The 15,075-nt window shown below is 40.1% G+C and carries 14 protein-coding genes; 10 read left to right on the forward strand and 4 right to left on the reverse strand.

Features of this window, described 5'->3' with window-relative positions:
• Positions 1-102: 102 nt before the first annotated feature.
• Positions 103-432, reverse strand: coding sequence for a helicase BlpT (locus tag B7700_RS02885; RefSeq protein WP_084887007.1), 330 nt, complete (start codon positions 430-432; stop codon positions 103-105).
• Positions 433-600: 168 nt separating this feature from the next.
• On the opposite strand from B7700_RS02885, the gene B7700_RS02890 reads away from it, so the two are divergent.
• From B7700_RS02890 to carB, 6 genes are all read left to right on the forward strand, one after another.
• Positions 601-1,143, forward strand: a complete 543-nt coding sequence (locus B7700_RS02890) for a YceD family protein (protein WP_000773212.1) — start codon at positions 601-603, stop codon at positions 1,141-1,143.
• The gene (nth, locus tag B7700_RS02895; RefSeq protein WP_049546494.1) at positions 1,143-1,772 is read left to right on the forward strand and encodes an endonuclease III; all 630 of its coding nucleotides are present in this window, start codon (positions 1,143-1,145) and stop codon (positions 1,770-1,772) included. The genes B7700_RS02890 and nth overlap by 1 nt, the downstream gene beginning before the upstream one ends.
• Before the next feature lie 210 nt (positions 1,773-1,982).
• A complete protein-coding gene (gene pyrR, locus B7700_RS02900) occupies positions 1,983-2,504 on the forward strand; it encodes a bifunctional pyr operon transcriptional regulator/uracil phosphoribosyltransferase PyrR (RefSeq protein WP_000850023.1) in 522 nt (173 codons plus the stop codon).
• An 18-nt stretch (positions 2,505-2,522) separates the two neighbouring features.
• The gene (locus B7700_RS02905; RefSeq protein WP_004260121.1) at positions 2,523-3,446 is read left to right on the forward strand and encodes an aspartate carbamoyltransferase catalytic subunit; all 924 of its coding nucleotides are present in this window, start codon (positions 2,523-2,525) and stop codon (positions 3,444-3,446) included.
• Positions 3,447-3,495: 49 nt separating this feature from the next.
• Complete coding sequence (locus tag B7700_RS02910; RefSeq protein ID WP_045607045.1) at positions 3,496-4,575, forward strand: carbamoyl phosphate synthase small subunit; 1,080 nt, start codon at positions 3,496-3,498, stop codon at positions 4,573-4,575.
• A gap of 312 nt (positions 4,576-4,887) precedes the next feature.
• Positions 4,888-8,064, forward strand: a complete 3,177-nt coding sequence (gene carB / locus B7700_RS02915) for a carbamoyl-phosphate synthase large subunit (protein ID WP_084887009.1) — start codon at positions 4,888-4,890, stop codon at positions 8,062-8,064.
• Positions 8,065-8,132: 68 nt separating this feature from the next.
• Here carB and B7700_RS02920 read toward each other — a convergent pair whose 3' ends face one another.
• Genes B7700_RS02920 through tacF form a run of 3 tightly spaced genes read right to left on the reverse strand, consistent with a single transcriptional unit; the run spans position 8,133 to position 11,244 of the window.
• A complete protein-coding gene (locus B7700_RS02920; protein WP_084887011.1) occupies positions 8,133-8,942 on the reverse strand; it encodes a LicD family protein in 810 nt (269 codons plus the stop codon).
• A 1-nt stretch (position 8,943) separates the two neighbouring features.
• Positions 8,944-9,747: a LicD family protein gene (locus tag B7700_RS02925; RefSeq protein WP_084887013.1), complete on the reverse strand. Its 804-nt coding sequence runs from the start codon at positions 9,745-9,747 to the stop codon at positions 8,944-8,946.
• A gap of 9 nt (positions 9,748-9,756) precedes the next feature.
• Positions 9,757-11,244, reverse strand: coding sequence for a type IV teichoic acid flippase TacF (gene tacF, locus B7700_RS02930; RefSeq protein WP_084887015.1), 1,488 nt, complete (start codon positions 11,242-11,244; stop codon positions 9,757-9,759).
• A 334-nt stretch (positions 11,245-11,578) separates the two neighbouring features.
• Between tacF and B7700_RS02935 the strand changes: the two genes are divergently transcribed.
• From B7700_RS02935 to B7700_RS02950, 4 genes are read left to right on the forward strand one after another with little or no spacing between them, the layout of a single operon-like run.
• A complete protein-coding gene (locus B7700_RS02935; RefSeq protein WP_000638496.1) occupies positions 11,579-12,286 on the forward strand; it encodes an IspD/TarI family cytidylyltransferase in 708 nt (235 codons plus the stop codon).
• A 4-nt stretch (positions 12,287-12,290) separates the two neighbouring features.
• Positions 12,291-13,313, forward strand: coding sequence for a ribitol-5-phosphate dehydrogenase (locus tag B7700_RS02940; RefSeq protein ID WP_000609874.1), 1,023 nt, complete (start codon positions 12,291-12,293; stop codon positions 13,311-13,313).
• Positions 13,314-13,329: 16 nt separating this feature from the next.
• Positions 13,330-14,199 carry a choline kinase LicA gene (gene licA, locus B7700_RS02945; RefSeq protein WP_084887017.1) on the forward strand — a complete coding sequence of 290 codons (870 nt, stop codon included), beginning with the start codon at positions 13,330-13,332 and terminating at the stop codon, positions 14,197-14,199.
• On the forward strand, positions 14,189-15,067 hold the full coding sequence (locus B7700_RS02950) for a DMT family transporter (RefSeq protein ID WP_000791828.1): 879 nt from the start codon (positions 14,189-14,191) through the stop codon (positions 15,065-15,067). The genes licA and B7700_RS02950 overlap by 11 nt, the downstream gene beginning before the upstream one ends.
• Positions 15,068-15,075 lie beyond the last annotated feature (8 nt).

Raw genomic sequence — 15,075 nt, forward strand, 5'->3', positions numbered from 1 at the left:
GATAGACTTAGTTGTTCATGTCTCCCTTACCTCCGAGTATTAGTATCTCTATACTATACCTTTCAGGATATTTTGTCAACAGAAAACTGACAATTCTAATCTCTAAAATCCGAAAACAGGTCCATAAAGAGTTAGTACGTGTTTGACATGCTCGTAATGGAACTTGTCATAGTTGCGCCAAGCGGTACGTGCTTGATCGTTTAGTTTTAGGCTACCAAGGCCTATCAGAAGACTGGTACGTTGGTAAAATTTCTCAAGGTCGATTAAAATACTGTTGTCCAACTTTTCCGCTTTTTTGAGCACTTGCAGAGTAGAATTTAGCAGCTCTTGCAGTCGAATATCATCTGCCGTACCCTGTTTGCAGCTTTGGAAACTTTTATTTAACTCGGATAGGAGTTGGGTTGCATTAGTAATGAGTTCTTTGTCTTCCATGTGAGCATCCTCCTTGCTCTGATGTATTATTGCCTATAGTATAGCACTAAAAAACAAAAATGTCATAGTAAATATGTTAAAAAATCGAGTTTTAATTACAAAGTTTGGTGGGCTGATTTGTAGCCTTTTCATGGTATAATCAAGAGAGTAAATCTTTATGGAGGAAGTATGAAATTAAATATTCAAGAAATTCGTAAGCAGTCTGAAGGCTTGCATTTTGAACAAACGTTAGACCTAGCCGCCGACCTACGTGCACGTAATCAAGAAATTTTAGATGTAAAAGATATCCTTGCGGTTGGGAAGGTCCAATACGAAGACCGTATGTATTTCTTAGATTATCAACTATCTTATACCATTGTTCTTGCTTCAAGTCGCAGTATGGAGCCAGTTGAGTTAGTTGAATCTTATCCAGTAACGGAAGTTTTCATGGAAGGCGCAACTAACCAACTAGATCAGGAAGTTTTAGACGATGATTTGGTCTTGCCTATCGAAAATGGAGAACTTGATCTTGCTGAGAGCGTGTCAGACAATATCCTACTAAACATTCCTATCAAGGTCTTGACTGCTGAAGAAGAGGCTGGTCAAGGTTTTGTGTCAGGAAATGACTGGCAAATCATGACAGAGGAAGAATACCAAGCTCAACAAGCAGTTAAGAAAGAAGAAAACAGTCCTTTTGCTGGCTTACAAGGACTATTTGATGGAGACGAATAATGGTCTTGTCAAAAAAACGCGCACGAAAGGTGCTACAAGAAATCATTGCTCTTTTTCCAGATGCCAAGCCCAGTCTTGATTTTACCAATCATTTTGAACTTTTGGTTGCGGTCATGTTGTCAGCGCAGACGACGGATGCAGCGGTAAATAAGGCCACACCAGGTCTCTTTGCTGCCTTTCCAACGCCACAAGCCATGTCTGTTGCAACAGAAAGTGAGATTGCTTCACACATTTCTCGCCTGGGACTGTATCGAAATAAGGCTAAATTCCTTAAAAAATGTGCCCAACAGTTACTAGACGATTTTGATGGTCAAGTTCCTCAAACACGTGAGGAATTAGAGAGTTTAGCAGGTGTTGGTCGCAAAACAGCCAATGTTGTCATGAGTGTGGGCTTTGGAATTCCAGCCTTTGCAGTAGACACTCATGTGGAGCGTATTTGCAAACACCATGATATCGTCAAAAAATCAGCGACACCGCTTGAGGTGGAAAAACGGGTTATGGATATCTTGCCACCGGAGCAGTGGTTAGCTGCCCATCAGGCCATGATTTATTTTGGAAGAGCCATTTGCCATCCTAAAAATCCAGAGTGTGACCAGTACCCACAGTTATATGATTTTAGCAATTTATAAGATGGCTCATCAAAAGTTTTTGCTTGATTTTAAGCATGCTTTGTGCTATAGTAATTGATAACTAAATATTCCTTTAAACCTGTCCCGTGAGGCAGGCAAGGAGCGTGATAAAGTAGAAGGGTGAAGTCTATACTGTTTGCAGTAGGGCTTACTTAGCTATACATTTCAAGTCTCCTTGTTTAAGGAGACTTTTCTTTTTGGAGGTTTGTCATGAAGACAAAAGAAGTTGTAGACGAATTGACCGTCAAACGAGCGATTACGCGTATTACTTATGAGATTATCGAACGCAACAAAGATTTGAATAAAATCGTCTTGGCTGGTATTAAAACTCGCGGTGTCTTTATCGCCCACCGAATCCAAGAACGTTTGGAACAGCTAGAAAATCTTTCAGTTCCTGTTGTGGAATTGGATACGAAACCTTTCCGTGATGATGTTAAAAGTGGAGAAGATACTTCTTTGGTTTCTGTCGATGTGACAGACCGTGAAGTTATCTTGGTGGATGATGTGCTCTATACAGGTCGTACCATCCGTGCTGCTATTGATAATATTGTCGGTCATGGTCGTCCTGCGCGCGTGAGTTTAGCAGTTCTAGTCGATCGTGGACATAGAGAATTGCCAATCCGTCCAGATTACGTTGGAAAAAATATCCCAACTAGTCGTTCTGAAGAAATCATCGTAGAGATGGCAGAACTTGATGGCCAAGACAGAGTTCTGATTACTGAAGAAGCTTAGAAAGCTGAAGGAGTAGCCATGTCAGAAAATCAACAAGCATTGAACCATGTAGTGTCCATGGAAGACCTCACTGTCGATCAAGTCATGAAATTGATCAAGCGAGGAATTGAGTTTAAAAACGGAGCTCAGCTTCCCTACGAGGACCATCCGATTGTTTCCAATCTTTTCTTTGAGGATTCTACACGGACGCATAAGTCCTTTGAAGTGGCAGAGATTAAACTGGGATTGGAACGACTTGACTTTGATGTGAAAACTAGTTCGGTTAATAAGGGTGAGACACTTTATGATACCATCCTTACTCTGTCTGCTTTAGGAGTGGATGTCTGTGTGATTCGCCACCCTGAGGTTGACTACTACAGAGAGTTAATTGCAAGTCCAACGATTACGACTTCCATTATCAATGGTGGAGATGGTTCGGGACAACATCCTAGCCAGAGCTTGCTTGATTTGATGACTATTTATGAGGAATTTGGTCACTTTGAGGGTCTCAAGGTTGCGATTGCAGGTGACTTGGACCACTCACGCGTTGCCAAATCTAATATGCAGATTTTGAAACGCTTGGGAGCTGAACTTTACTTTGCTGGACCTGAGGAATGGAGAAGTCAAGAGTTTGCAGACTATGGACAGTTTGTAACTATTGATGAAATTATTGATCAGGTGGATGTCATGATGTTTCTCCGTGTGCAACATGAACGTCATGATAGTGGAGCTGTCTTTTCAAAAGAAGACTACCATGCCCAACATGGCTTGACTCAAGAACGTTACGATCGTTTGAAAGAAACAGCAATCCTTATGCACCCAGCTCCAGTCAATCGTGATGTAGAAATCGCAGACCACTTGGTTGAAGCACCAAAATCACGGATTGTCCAACAAATGACCAATGGTGTTTTTGTTCGAATGGCAATCTTAGAATCCGTACTGGCGAGTAGAAACGCCAACTAAAACACAAGACGTTAAAAGACGCCAGTGAGCGTCCACGAGAGGTGAAAATATGACAAAAAGACTTCTAGTATTAGAAGATGGCACAGTATTTGAAGGCAAGGCCTTCGGAGCAGATATTGATGTAACAGGCGAAATCGTCTTTAATACAGGGATGACCGGCTATCAAGAATCCATCACAGACCAGTCTTATAATGGACAAATCTTGACCTTTACTTATCCTTTGGTAGGAAATTATGGAATTAACCGTGATGATTACGAATCCATTATTCCAACTTGTAAGGGAGTTGTTGTTTTTGAAGAAGCGCGTCGAGCTAGCAACTGGCGAAATCAAATGACGCTGGATGAATTTTTGAAAGCCAAGAAAATTCCAGGTATTTCAGGAATTGATACGCGTGCTCTTACCAAGATTATCCGTAAGCATGGTACTATGCGTGCAACCTTGACCCATGTTGGGGACAGTATGGACCATGTGACGGATCAGCTCCAAGCAACAGTTTTGCCGACAGACAATATCAAGCAGGTTTCTACTAAAACTTCATATCCAGCTCCAGGAGTTGGTTTGAGTGTAGTGCTAGTGGATTTTGGTCTCAAGCACTCAATCCTACGTGAACTTTCTAAACGCAACTGTAACGTGACGGTTGTTCCTTATTCGACAACGGCTGAAGAAATTCTCCATCTCAACCCTGACGGAGTTATGTTGTCAAATGGTCCAGGTAACCCAGAAGATGTTCCACAGGCACTGGATATGATTCGCGGTGTGCAAGGAAAAATTCCAATCTTTGGTATTTGTATGGGGCACCAACTCTTTGCAATGGCAAACGGTGCTAAGACCTACAAGATGAAATTTGGTCACCGTGGATTTAACCACGCTGTACGTGAAATCGCAACAGGACGAGTAGACTTTACTAGCCAGAACCATGGTTATGCAGTTAGCCGTGAGGACTTGCCAGAACACTTGATTATTACCCACGAAGAAATCAATGACAAGTCAGTGGAAGGTGTGCGCCACAGATATCAACCAGGTTTTTCTGTACAATTCCACCCAGATGCAGCCCCTGGTCCACACGATGCAAGCTACCTATTTGACGAGTTTATCGAGATGATGGAAGCTTTTAAACAATCAAACTAAGAACGAGTAAATGCTTGTCGGAGAATTTATGTAACTGAACACGGACGGAAAGCTCGGAATTTAGAGAAACCAATTTGGATTGTCAAACCTTCCTTGGTTTCCTAAAATTCAATCGTTTTCTATTCGTCCTTTGTATCTTATTTAATGTCGCCCTGTGAGGCGACGAATAGAAAGGAGAAGGGTGGTCCGTATTTGCTGAACTGAATACGGGCTACGGACGGTGCTAAAAAGATAGTTATTCCTAGAACTGATAGTTCTTCGTCATAACTCCTATTTTAGCTTTGTCCGCTTGACGCCCTTAATATCTTATATATGCCTAAACGTACTGATATTCAAAAAATTATGGTGATTGGTTCTGGTCCGATTATTATTGGTCAGGCTGCTGAGTTTGACTACGCTGGGACCCAGGCTTGCTTGTCGTTGAAAGAGGAAGGTTATGAGGTTGTCTTGGTTAACTCAAATCCTGCAACTATCATGACGGATAAGGAAATTGCTGATAAGGTTTATATTGAACCAATTACACTTGAGTTTGTGACTCGTATTCTCCGTAAGGAACGTCCAGATGCCTTGCTACCAACACTCGGTGGTCAGACAGGTCTCAACATGGCCATGGAATTATCTAAAAATGGTATCCTTGATGAGCTTGGTGTTGAGCTTCTGGGAACTAAATTATCTGCCATCGACCAAGCGGAGGACCGTGACCTCTTTAAACAATTGATGGAAGAGCTCAACCAACCAATTCCAGAATCTGAAATTGTCAACACTGTTGAAGAAGCTGTTGCCTTTGCAGCAACAATTGGCTACCCAGTCATCGTCCGTCCAGCCTTTACACTTGGTGGTACTGGTGGTGGTATGTGTGCTAATGAGGAAGAATTGCGTGAAATCGCTGAAAATGGATTGAAATTGTCACCTGTGACCCAATGTTTGATTGAGCGTTCAATCGCAGGTTTCAAGGAAATCGAATACGAAGTGATGCGTGACTCAGCCGACAATGCTTTGGTTGTTTGTAACATGGAAAACTTTGACCCAGTTGGGATTCATACAGGGGATTCCATTGTATTTGCCCCAGCCCAAACCATGTCAGACTATGAAAACCAAATGCTACGTGACGCGAGCTTGAGCATCATTCGTGCCCTCAAGATTGAAGGTGGATGTAACGTTCAGCTAGCCCTTGATCCACATAGCTTCAAATACTATGTCATCGAAGTAAACCCTCGTGTATCGCGTTCGTCAGCCCTTGCTTCTAAGGCGACAGGTTACCCAATTGCCAAATTGGCTGCTAAGATTGCCGTCGGTTTGACCTTGGATGAGGTTATTAACCCAGTCACGGGTTCAACCTATGCCATGTTTGAGCCAGCCCTCGACTACGTGGTTGCCAAGATTCCACGTTTCCCATTTGACAAGTTTGAAAAAGGGGAGCGTCGTCTGGGTACACAAATGAAGGCCACTGGAGAAGTCATGGCGATTGGTCGTAACATCGAGGAATCTCTCCTTAAAGCTTGTCGTTCACTTGAAATTGGCGTTCACCACAATGAAATGCCTGAACTTGCAGCAGTTTCTGATGATGCCTTGATTGAAAAGGTTGTGAAAGCTCAAGATGACCGTCTCTTCTATGTATCTGAAGCTATTCGTCGTGGTTATACACCAGAAGAAATTGCTGAATTGACTAAGATTGATATCTTCTATCTTGATAAACTCTTACATATCTTTGAAATCGAGCAAGAACTGGGAGCACATCCACAAGATTTAGACGTTTTGAAAACTGCCAAACTGAATGGCTTCTCAGACCGTAAGATTGCTGAACTCTGGGAAACGACAGCTGACCAAGTTCGTCAACTTCGTTTGGAAAACAAGATTGTCCCAGTCTACAAGATGGTGGATACTTGTGCGGCGGAGTTTGACTCTGAAACACCATATTTCTATTCAACCTATGGTTGGGAAAATGAGTCTATCAAGTCTGATAAGGAATCTGTACTAGTCCTAGGTTCTGGTCCAATCCGTATCGGTCAAGGTGTTGAGTTTGACTACGCAACTGTTCACTCGGTTAAGGCTATTCAAGCGGCTGGCTATGAAGCCATCATCATGAACTCAAACCCAGAGACCGTTTCAACAGACTTCTCTGTGTCAGATAAGCTTTACTTTGAGCCATTAACATTCGAAGATGTCATGAATGTCATCGACTTGGAGCAACCAAAGGGTGTTATCGTTCAGTTCGGTGGTCAAACAGCCATCAACCTTGCGGAGACATTGGCGAAAGCAGGTGTGACCATCCTTGGGACACAGGTTGCTGACCTAGACCGAGCTGAGGACCGTGACCTCTTTGAGCAAGCCCTTAAAGAATTGGATATTCCTCAGCCACCAGGACAAACGGCAACCAATGAAGAAGAAGCAGTGCTTGCAGCTCGCAAGATTGGTTTCCCAGTCCTTGTTCGTCCATCTTATGTCTTGGGTGGTCGTGCCATGGAAATCGTTGAAAACGAAGAAGACCTTCGTTCTTACATGCGTACAGCGGTTAAGGCTAGTCCAGACCACCCAGTTCTTGTCGACTCTTATATCGTTGGGCAAGAGTGCGAAGTTGATGCTATTTCTGACGGAGAAAATGTCCTTATCCCTGGTATCATGGAACATATCGAACGTGCCGGTGTCCACTCAGGTGACTCAATGGCCGTTTACCCACCACAAACCTTGTCGCAAAAGGTTCATGAAACCATCGCAGACTATACTAAACGTCTAGCAATCGGTCTTAACTGCCTTGGAATGATGAACATCCAGTTTGTTATCAAGGATGAAAAAGTCTACGTTATTGAGGTCAATCCACGTGCCAGCCGTACGGTTCCATTTCTTTCTAAAGTGACCAATATCCCTATGGCTCAAGTAGCAACCAAGCTCATTCTTGGTCAAAAACTTGAAGAACTTGGCTACCAAGATGGACTTTACCCTGAAAGCACCCGCGTTCATATCAAGGCACCTGTCTTCTCCTTTACCAAACTAGCTAAGGTAGACAGCTTACTTGGTCCTGAAATGAAGTCAACAGGGGAAGTTATGGGTTCTGATACTACTTTGGAAAAAGCTCTCTATAAGGCCTTTGAAGCTTCTTACTTACACTTGCCAACTTTTGGTAACGTTGTATTTACTATCGCTGATGATGCCAAAGAAGAAGCTTTGGACTTGGCTCGTCGTTTCCAAAATATTGGCTATGGAATCCTCGCGACAGAAGGGACAGCAGCCTTCTTTGCCAGTCATGGACTGCAAGCCCAACCTGTTGGTAAGATTGGTGATGACGATAAGGATATTCCAAGCTTTGTTCGTAAAGGAAGAATCCAAGCTATCATTAACACAGTTGGAACAAAACGAACTGCTGACGAAGATGGTGAGCAAATTCGCCGTTCAGCCATTGAACACGGGGTGCCCCTCTTCACAGCCCTAGATACAGCTAACGCCATGCTCAAAGTATTGGAAAGCCGTAGTTTTGTTACAGAAGCAATTTAAATAGAAAAAAGAGAAGGTGTAACGATCTTCTCTTCTTTTATATTTTTTTCTTGTAAACTACTGCTTAATCAGCTTTTGCGATAAGCTTTAATACTGTGGCTATACCACTCCTGCATTTCTTTTGATGGTGGTGTCATATAATCCCCATACATCTGAGTTAAAAATTGATCATATTTTTTAGGGACGGGCAACATACGGCCTTCAAACTCAGTTAAGATGAGTTCTTTAAAGGTATCAACTGGGAAGACTTCTTTCATTCCTTCTTTACCAATACCAATTCCTCCCTCATATTGAGGAGTGTTGGTTACAGCATTTTTGACTAGCTGATCAATTTTCTTGTAAAAATAACGGGGATTGACCACTCGGAGGGCGTACCAGCTACATAATCTTAGAAAATCTTTTAATTTGCTATCACCGTGAACTGCGCGTGATTTTTTGATATAAGCTAGTTGACGAAGGGCTACATACTTATAACTCTTGTCGACAATGCTCAAGTCTGTAAAGCGATCAATTGGGAAGACATCAATAAAGAGACTGGTGTCATGACGCTTGTACTTAACATGGTCTTCGATAACAGTAGAAGTATCCAAAATCGATGCGAAATTATGGAAGTACCAAGAAGAAGTGTCGTATGAAAGAACCTTATAGCGAGGGTGATTTTCTTTTTCAATAATCTTCAGTAAACGCTCATAATCTTCACGATAGAGAGAAATATCAATATCATCATCCCATGGAATCATACCTTTGTGGCGAATAGCTCCAAGCATGGTTCCATAACTGAGAAAATAAGGAATATTATGTTTCTTACAGGTCTCATCAATATAGTCTAGCAGGGCTAGTTGAATTTCTTTAATTTCTTTTTTTTCTAAATACTGCATCCTAATCCTCCAATTTATAAGCGTGAAATTCATGACTGTAGAAGCGTTTTTCTTCTGGTGGTAGGGTCATATAATTTCCATAAAATTGCGTCAAAATAGTATCAAATTTTTCAGGTGCAGGAAGGCTTAAATTCTCAAAGGGGAGATCGATTGTTTGATCGAAGGTACTACTTGGGAAGACTTCCTTTTCCTTAAATTTAGAAGGGATAAAAGCCATATACTGTCCATTCTCACGACTATATTTTTGAATTTCTTTCTCGATTTTATGTGCAAAATAACGAGGAGAAACAGGTCGAAGGAGCAACCAAAAGGCTGTTCGTATCCAATCTTTTAAGAGGCTATCCTTATAGACAATATTTTTGTGTTTACTGAAAGACAGAAGTTTGAAGCTTTCCAGTTTATAACAAGTATCAATGATCTTAGGATCATCAAAGCGATCCATAGGGAAAATATCGATAAAAACACCTGACTCATAGGTTTTTGTATTCCGAGTATCAATAATTTTAGTTGTACTGTCGGTTATTTTGATAAAGTTGTTAAAGTAGTTCTTATCTGTTTCTAAGGATAAAAGTTTGTATTTACTTTCTTCCTTTTGAAAAATGTTTATAAATCGTTGGTAATCTTCTCTAGGCATGGACAAATCAATATCGTCGTCCCAAGGGATAAAGCCTTGATGTCGAACTGCCCCAATCAGAGTACCGTAGTTAATAATATAGTTGATATTGTGCTTTTTACAGAGAGTATCAATATAATCCAAAATTTCTAATTCAATTTGTTTGGCATCTTCAATGGTTAGTTGTTTCATTCTAAACTCCTATGATCTTTTGAATTTATTTTTTAAGGCTAGGACATGGTTTAAAAATTCATAGAAAATGCTATCTTTGGTGAAGGCAAGTAGACCAATATAAGAGATGGCTGATAGCAAGACAATCAAACCAGTATTAATCAAAAATGGCAAATTAATGACCATATCCACGGGATACAAGAAATTAATCAGGAAATAAATTCCTACAAAGGAAAGTGAAAAGAGCGAGTATCGAACAGTATAGCTAAAGATATGTCCTAAGTGGATGAGTTGTTTTCTATGGATGAAAATGATATAGAAAACAAGTAGAGAGGCCTCTGATAGCATAGTTGTCAGTAAGTAGTATTCAGGAGCCACGATGTGGTTGAAAAAGAGGAGACTATTTAAGCCCAAATTGAGTAATCCTGCAAAGACTGTATAGACTGTGATTCGTTTTTCATAGCCATTTGTAAAGAGAATTTGGGAACCAAGAATGGTATCTAAGGCCAGGATAATCGTACGAAAAGCGAAGAGAGAGGTTAAGATACCACCTCCGATATATTTTTCACTACCGTAAAGTAGGATGGCATTTGGTCCTAAAACCATGAGTCCAAAACTCAGTGGAATGATAAAGAAGTTAAAGATTCGACTGCCTCTGTTAACAAGTGCGACATAGGCTTCCTTATCGCCTTTTCCTAGATAGTAACTGAGACGAGGCACACTCACTCCGATAGCTCCTGTTACAACACCAGCTATAACGGTCACAATTCGTTGAGCCATGGTATAGTAACTAACGTTGACATCAATCCCTGTTTTAACGAGGAAGAGACGATCCAAAAAAGTGAAGAGCATATTGGCATTGGCAAAGACCAACATGGCTGTCAAAGGGAGAAAGAGCGGTTTAAAATCACTTATGTGAATCTTAACAAGCTTAATGTCTCTTTTAATCCAAAAATAACTAATCAGATAGTTAATCAGTGTCGATAAACTCATCACAAGTGTATAGACAACAATATCGTGTTCATTTTTGACAAACAGGAAAATAGAGACCAGCATCAGGATACGGATGAAGGCAGTCTTGTAAAAAAGAAAACTGTAATTTTCCAGAGCTTCATTGACCCACTCGATTGAAAAAATCTGGGCAATGAGTTGAATCCCCATAACAAGGTAGACCTTTTTGATGATTGGATTATCTGTAAAGAAGAGAGGATAGGCAAGGATATAGACAGCGGTGGTCAAAATCGTACAAGCTATGCACAAATAAAAAAGACTCGAGAAGGTTCTATTCAGATCTTTTTTGTTATCCTTGACATTACTGATGGCCCGTAAACCGTAGTTATAGACTCCATAAGTTGCAAAGGGTAAGAAAAATGACAAAATTGTGTCGACAGAGTTGAAGTAACCATAGTCAGTTCGGTCCAAGACACGCGCGACGTAGGTACCAGTTAAGATGGGAAAAATAATATTCAAGACACGAATTCCCATATAAGATAGAGCATTTAATTTTATACTTTTCATTCAATTTACCTCGTTTTTCATTATATCATAAAGTTAGCTAATAAGAAATGAAGGGCAGTAAGTCAAGCAATCACTTTGAAGTTTCAAAGTTTAATTTTAAGATTTTTTTAAGGAAAGTATATTATTCTGAAGAACTCTAAAATTTCACAGCCATTTATTAGTAATGACTACAGAATTCCTAGTCACTACTAGAAATGGACCAGTTTCTTTGAATAATGGAACTGCTTAATCCTCCTATTCTAGAACGGGATGACTAGTATTTCTTTTATGATAGGACTAGATTGTGGTATAATAGAGAGAATAAGTTTTTTTAGTAAGACAAAGGAGAAAAAAGATGATTTATGCAGGAATTCTTGCTGGTGGAACTGGCACACGTATGGGAATCAGTAACTTGCCAAAACAATTTTTAGAGCTAGGTGATCGACCTATCTTGATTCATACAATTGAAAAATTTGTCTTGGAACCAAGTATTGAAAAAATTGTAGTTGGGGTTCATGGAGACTGGGTTTCTCATGCAGAAGATCTTGTAGATAAATATCTTCCTCTTCATAAGGAACGTATCATCATTACAAAAGGTGGTGCTGACCGCAATACAAGTATTGAGAAAATCATTGAAGCCATTGATGCTTATCGTCCGCTTACACCAGAGGATATCGTTGTTACCCACGATTCTGTTCGTCCATTTATTACGCTTCGCATGATTCAGGACAATATCCAACTTGCCCAAAATCATGACGCAGTGGACACAGTTGTAGAAGCGGTTGATACTATCGTTGAAAGTACCAATGGTCAATTTATTACAGATATTCCAAATCGTGCTCACCTTTATCAAGGACAAACACCTCAAACATTCCGTTGCAAGGACTTCATGGACCTTTATGGATCTCTTTCTGATGAAGAGAAGGAAATCTTGACAGATGCATGTAAAATCTTTGTGATCAAAGGAAAAGATGTGGCCTTGGCCAAAGGTGAATACTCAAATCTGAAGATTACAACCGTAACAGATTTGAAGATTGCAAAAAGTATGATTGAGAAAGACTAGTAAAATGATTAATCAAATTTATCAACTAACTAAGCCTAAGTTTATCAATGTCAAATATCAGGAAGAGGCTATTGACCAAGAGAATCATATCCTCATCCGCCCTAATTATATGGCGGTCTGTCATGCGGATCAGCGTTACTACCAAGGAAAACGTGATCCAAAGATTTTGAATAAAAAGCTTCCAATGGCAATGATTCACGAGTCATGTGGAACCGTTATTTCTGACCCGACAGGAACCTATGAGGTTGGGCAAAAAGTTGTCATGATTCCTAATCAGCCTCCTATGCAGAGTGATGAAGAATTCTATGAAAACTACATGACAGGGGCTCATTTCTTGTCTAGTGGATTTGATGGCTTTATGAGAGAGTTTGTTTCTCTTCCTAAAGATCGTGTGGTGGCTTATGATGCTATCGAAGATACGGTTGCAGCGATTACAGAGTTTGTCAGTGTCGGTATGCACGCTATGAGTCGTCTATTGACCCTTGCTCATAGCAAGCGGGACCGAATCGCCGTTATCGGAGATGGAAGTTTAGCTTTTGTGGTTGCTAATATTATCAACTATACTTTGCCAGATGCAGAGATTGTGGTTATTGGTCGTCATTGGGAAAAATTGGAACTTTTCTCATTTGCCAAAGAATGTTATATTACTGATAATATTCCTGAAGATTTGGCCTTTGACCATGCTTTTGAGTGTTGTGGTGGTGATGGTACTGGACCAGCTATTAATGACTTGATTCGCTACATTCGTCCTCAGGGAACGATTCTCATGATGGGAGTTAGCGAATATAAAGTCAATCTCAATACTCGTGATGCCTTAGAAAAGGGCTTGCTCTTAGTTGGGTCCTCTCGTTCTGGTCGCATTGATTTTGAAAATGCAATCCAAATGATGGAAGTCAAGAAATTTGCCAATCGTCTTAAAAATATCCTTTATCTAGAAGAACCTGTAAGAGAAATTAAAGATATTCACCGTGTCTTTGCAACCGATTTAAACACAGCCTTTAAAACCGTGTTTAAGTGGGAAGTATAAGTCCTGGAGGTTAATTGTGGAGAAAATCATTAAAGAAAAAATTTCTTCCTTACTTAGTCAAGAAGAGGAAGTCCTCAATGTTGAACAACTGGGGGGAATGACCAATCAAAACTATTTGATCAAAACGACAAATAAGCAATACATTGTTAAATTTTTTGGTAAAGGGACAGAAAAACTGATTAATCGTCAAGATGAAAAGTACAATCTTGAACTACTAAAGGATTTAGACTTAGATGTAAAAAATTATCTTTTTGATATTGAAGCTGGTATCAAAGTAAATGAGTATATCGAATCTGCGATTACGCTTGATTCAATGTCAATCAAGACCAAATTTGATAAAATTGCTCCAATATTACAAACTATTCATGCTTCTGGCAAGGAATTAAGAGGAGAATTTGCTCCTTTTGAAGAAATCAAAAAATACGAATCCTTGATTGAAGAGAAAATCCCTTATGCCAACTATGAAGCAGTTAGAAAAGAAGTTTTCTCCTTAGAGAAAAGACTGGCTGACTTAGGTGTTGATAGAAAATCTTGTCATATCGATTTGGTGCCTGAAAACTTTATCGAATCACCTCAAGGACGTCTATATCTGATTGACTGGGAATATTCATCAATGAACGATCCAATGTGGGATTTGGCTGCTCTCTTTTTAGAGTCCGAATTCACTCCCCAAGAGGAAGAAGCCTTCTTATCTCACTATGAGAGTGAGCAAACACCTGTCTCTCGTGAAAAGATTGCCATTTATAAAATTTTACAAGATACTATTTGGAGTCTATGGACTGTCTATAAGGAAGAGCAAGGCGCAGATTTTGGTGACTATGGTGTGAATCGTTACCAAAGAGCTGTTAAAGGTTTGTCATATTATGGAGGTTCAGATGAAAAATAAAAATGGAGTTTCTTTTGGTCTACTCTCAGGTATTTTCTGGGGTTTAGGTCTAACGATTAGTGCTTATATCTTTTCGATTTTTACAGATTTGTCGCCCTTTGTGGTGGCCGCTGCTCACGATTTCTTGAGTATCTTTATCTTACTAGCTTTTCTCTTGGTAAAAGAAGGAAAAGTTCGTCTTTCAATTTTCTTAAATATTCGCAATGTTAGTGTGATCATCGGAGCCTTGCTAGCAGGCCCTATTGGTATGCAGGCCAATCTTTATGCGGTTAAGTATATCGGAAGTTCCTTAGCTTCATCTGTATCGGCTATTTACCCTGCGATTTCGGTTTTATTGGCTTTCTTCTTTTTGAAGCACAAGATTTCAAAAAATACTGTATTTGGTATTGTCTTGATTATTGCAGGGATTATTGCTCAGACCTATAAGGTTGAACAGGTCAATTCCTTCTACATTGGGATTCTCTGTGCTTTGGTTTGTGCTATTGCATGGGGAAGTGAGAGTGTTCTTAGCTCTTTTGCCATGGAAAGTGAACTGAGTGAAATCGAAGCCCTCTTAATCCGTCAAGTGACTTCATTCTTGTCCTATCTTGTGATTGTGCTCTTTTCTCATCAGTCATTTGCAGAAGTGGCCAATGGACAATTACTAGGTCTTATGATTGTCTTTGCAGCCTTTGATATGATTTCCTACTTGGCTTATTATATCGCTATCAATCGCTTGCAACCAGCCAAGGCTACAGGCTTGAACGTGAGTTATGTAGTTTGGACTGTCTTGTTTGCAGTTGTTTTCTTGGGCGCACCGCTAGATATGCTGACAATTATTACGTCACTTGTCGTCATTGCTGGAGTTTATATTATTATTAAAGAATAAAGGAGATT

The sequence above is a fragment of the Streptococcus mitis genome (genome assembly GCF_002096755.1).
Taxonomy (GTDB): Bacteria; Bacillota; Bacilli; order Lactobacillales; family Streptococcaceae; genus Streptococcus; species Streptococcus mitis_AC.

Coding starts and splice junctions, on each gene's coding strand:
- B7700_RS02885 (WP_084887007.1), bottom strand. CDS start 432: ATGGAAGACAAAGAACTCATTACTAATGCAACCCAACTCCTATCCGAG.
- B7700_RS02890 (WP_000773212.1), top strand. CDS start 601: ATGAAATTAAATATTCAAGAAATTCGTAAGCAGTCTGAAGGCTTGCAT.
- nth (WP_049546494.1), top strand. CDS start 1,143: ATGGTCTTGTCAAAAAAACGCGCACGAAAGGTGCTACAAGAAATCATT.
- pyrR (WP_000850023.1), top strand. CDS start 1,983: ATGAAGACAAAAGAAGTTGTAGACGAATTGACCGTCAAACGAGCGATT.
- B7700_RS02905 (WP_004260121.1), top strand. CDS start 2,523: ATGTCAGAAAATCAACAAGCATTGAACCATGTAGTGTCCATGGAAGAC.
- B7700_RS02910 (WP_045607045.1), top strand. CDS start 3,496: ATGACAAAAAGACTTCTAGTATTAGAAGATGGCACAGTATTTGAAGGC.
- carB (WP_084887009.1), top strand. CDS start 4,888: ATGCCTAAACGTACTGATATTCAAAAAATTATGGTGATTGGTTCTGGT.
- B7700_RS02920 (WP_084887011.1), bottom strand. CDS start 8,942: ATGCAGTATTTAGAAAAAAAAGAAATTAAAGAAATTCAACTAGCCCTG.
- B7700_RS02925 (WP_084887013.1), bottom strand. CDS start 9,747: ATGAAACAACTAACCATTGAAGATGCCAAACAAATTGAATTAGAAATT.
- tacF (WP_084887015.1), bottom strand. CDS start 11,244: ATGAAAAGTATAAAATTAAATGCTCTATCTTATATGGGAATTCGTGTC.
- B7700_RS02935 (WP_000638496.1), top strand. CDS start 11,579: ATGATTTATGCAGGAATTCTTGCTGGTGGAACTGGCACACGTATGGGA.
- B7700_RS02940 (WP_000609874.1), top strand. CDS start 12,291: ATGATTAATCAAATTTATCAACTAACTAAGCCTAAGTTTATCAATGTC.
- B7700_RS02950 (WP_000791828.1), top strand. CDS start 14,189: ATGAAAAATAAAAATGGAGTTTCTTTTGGTCTACTCTCAGGTATTTTC.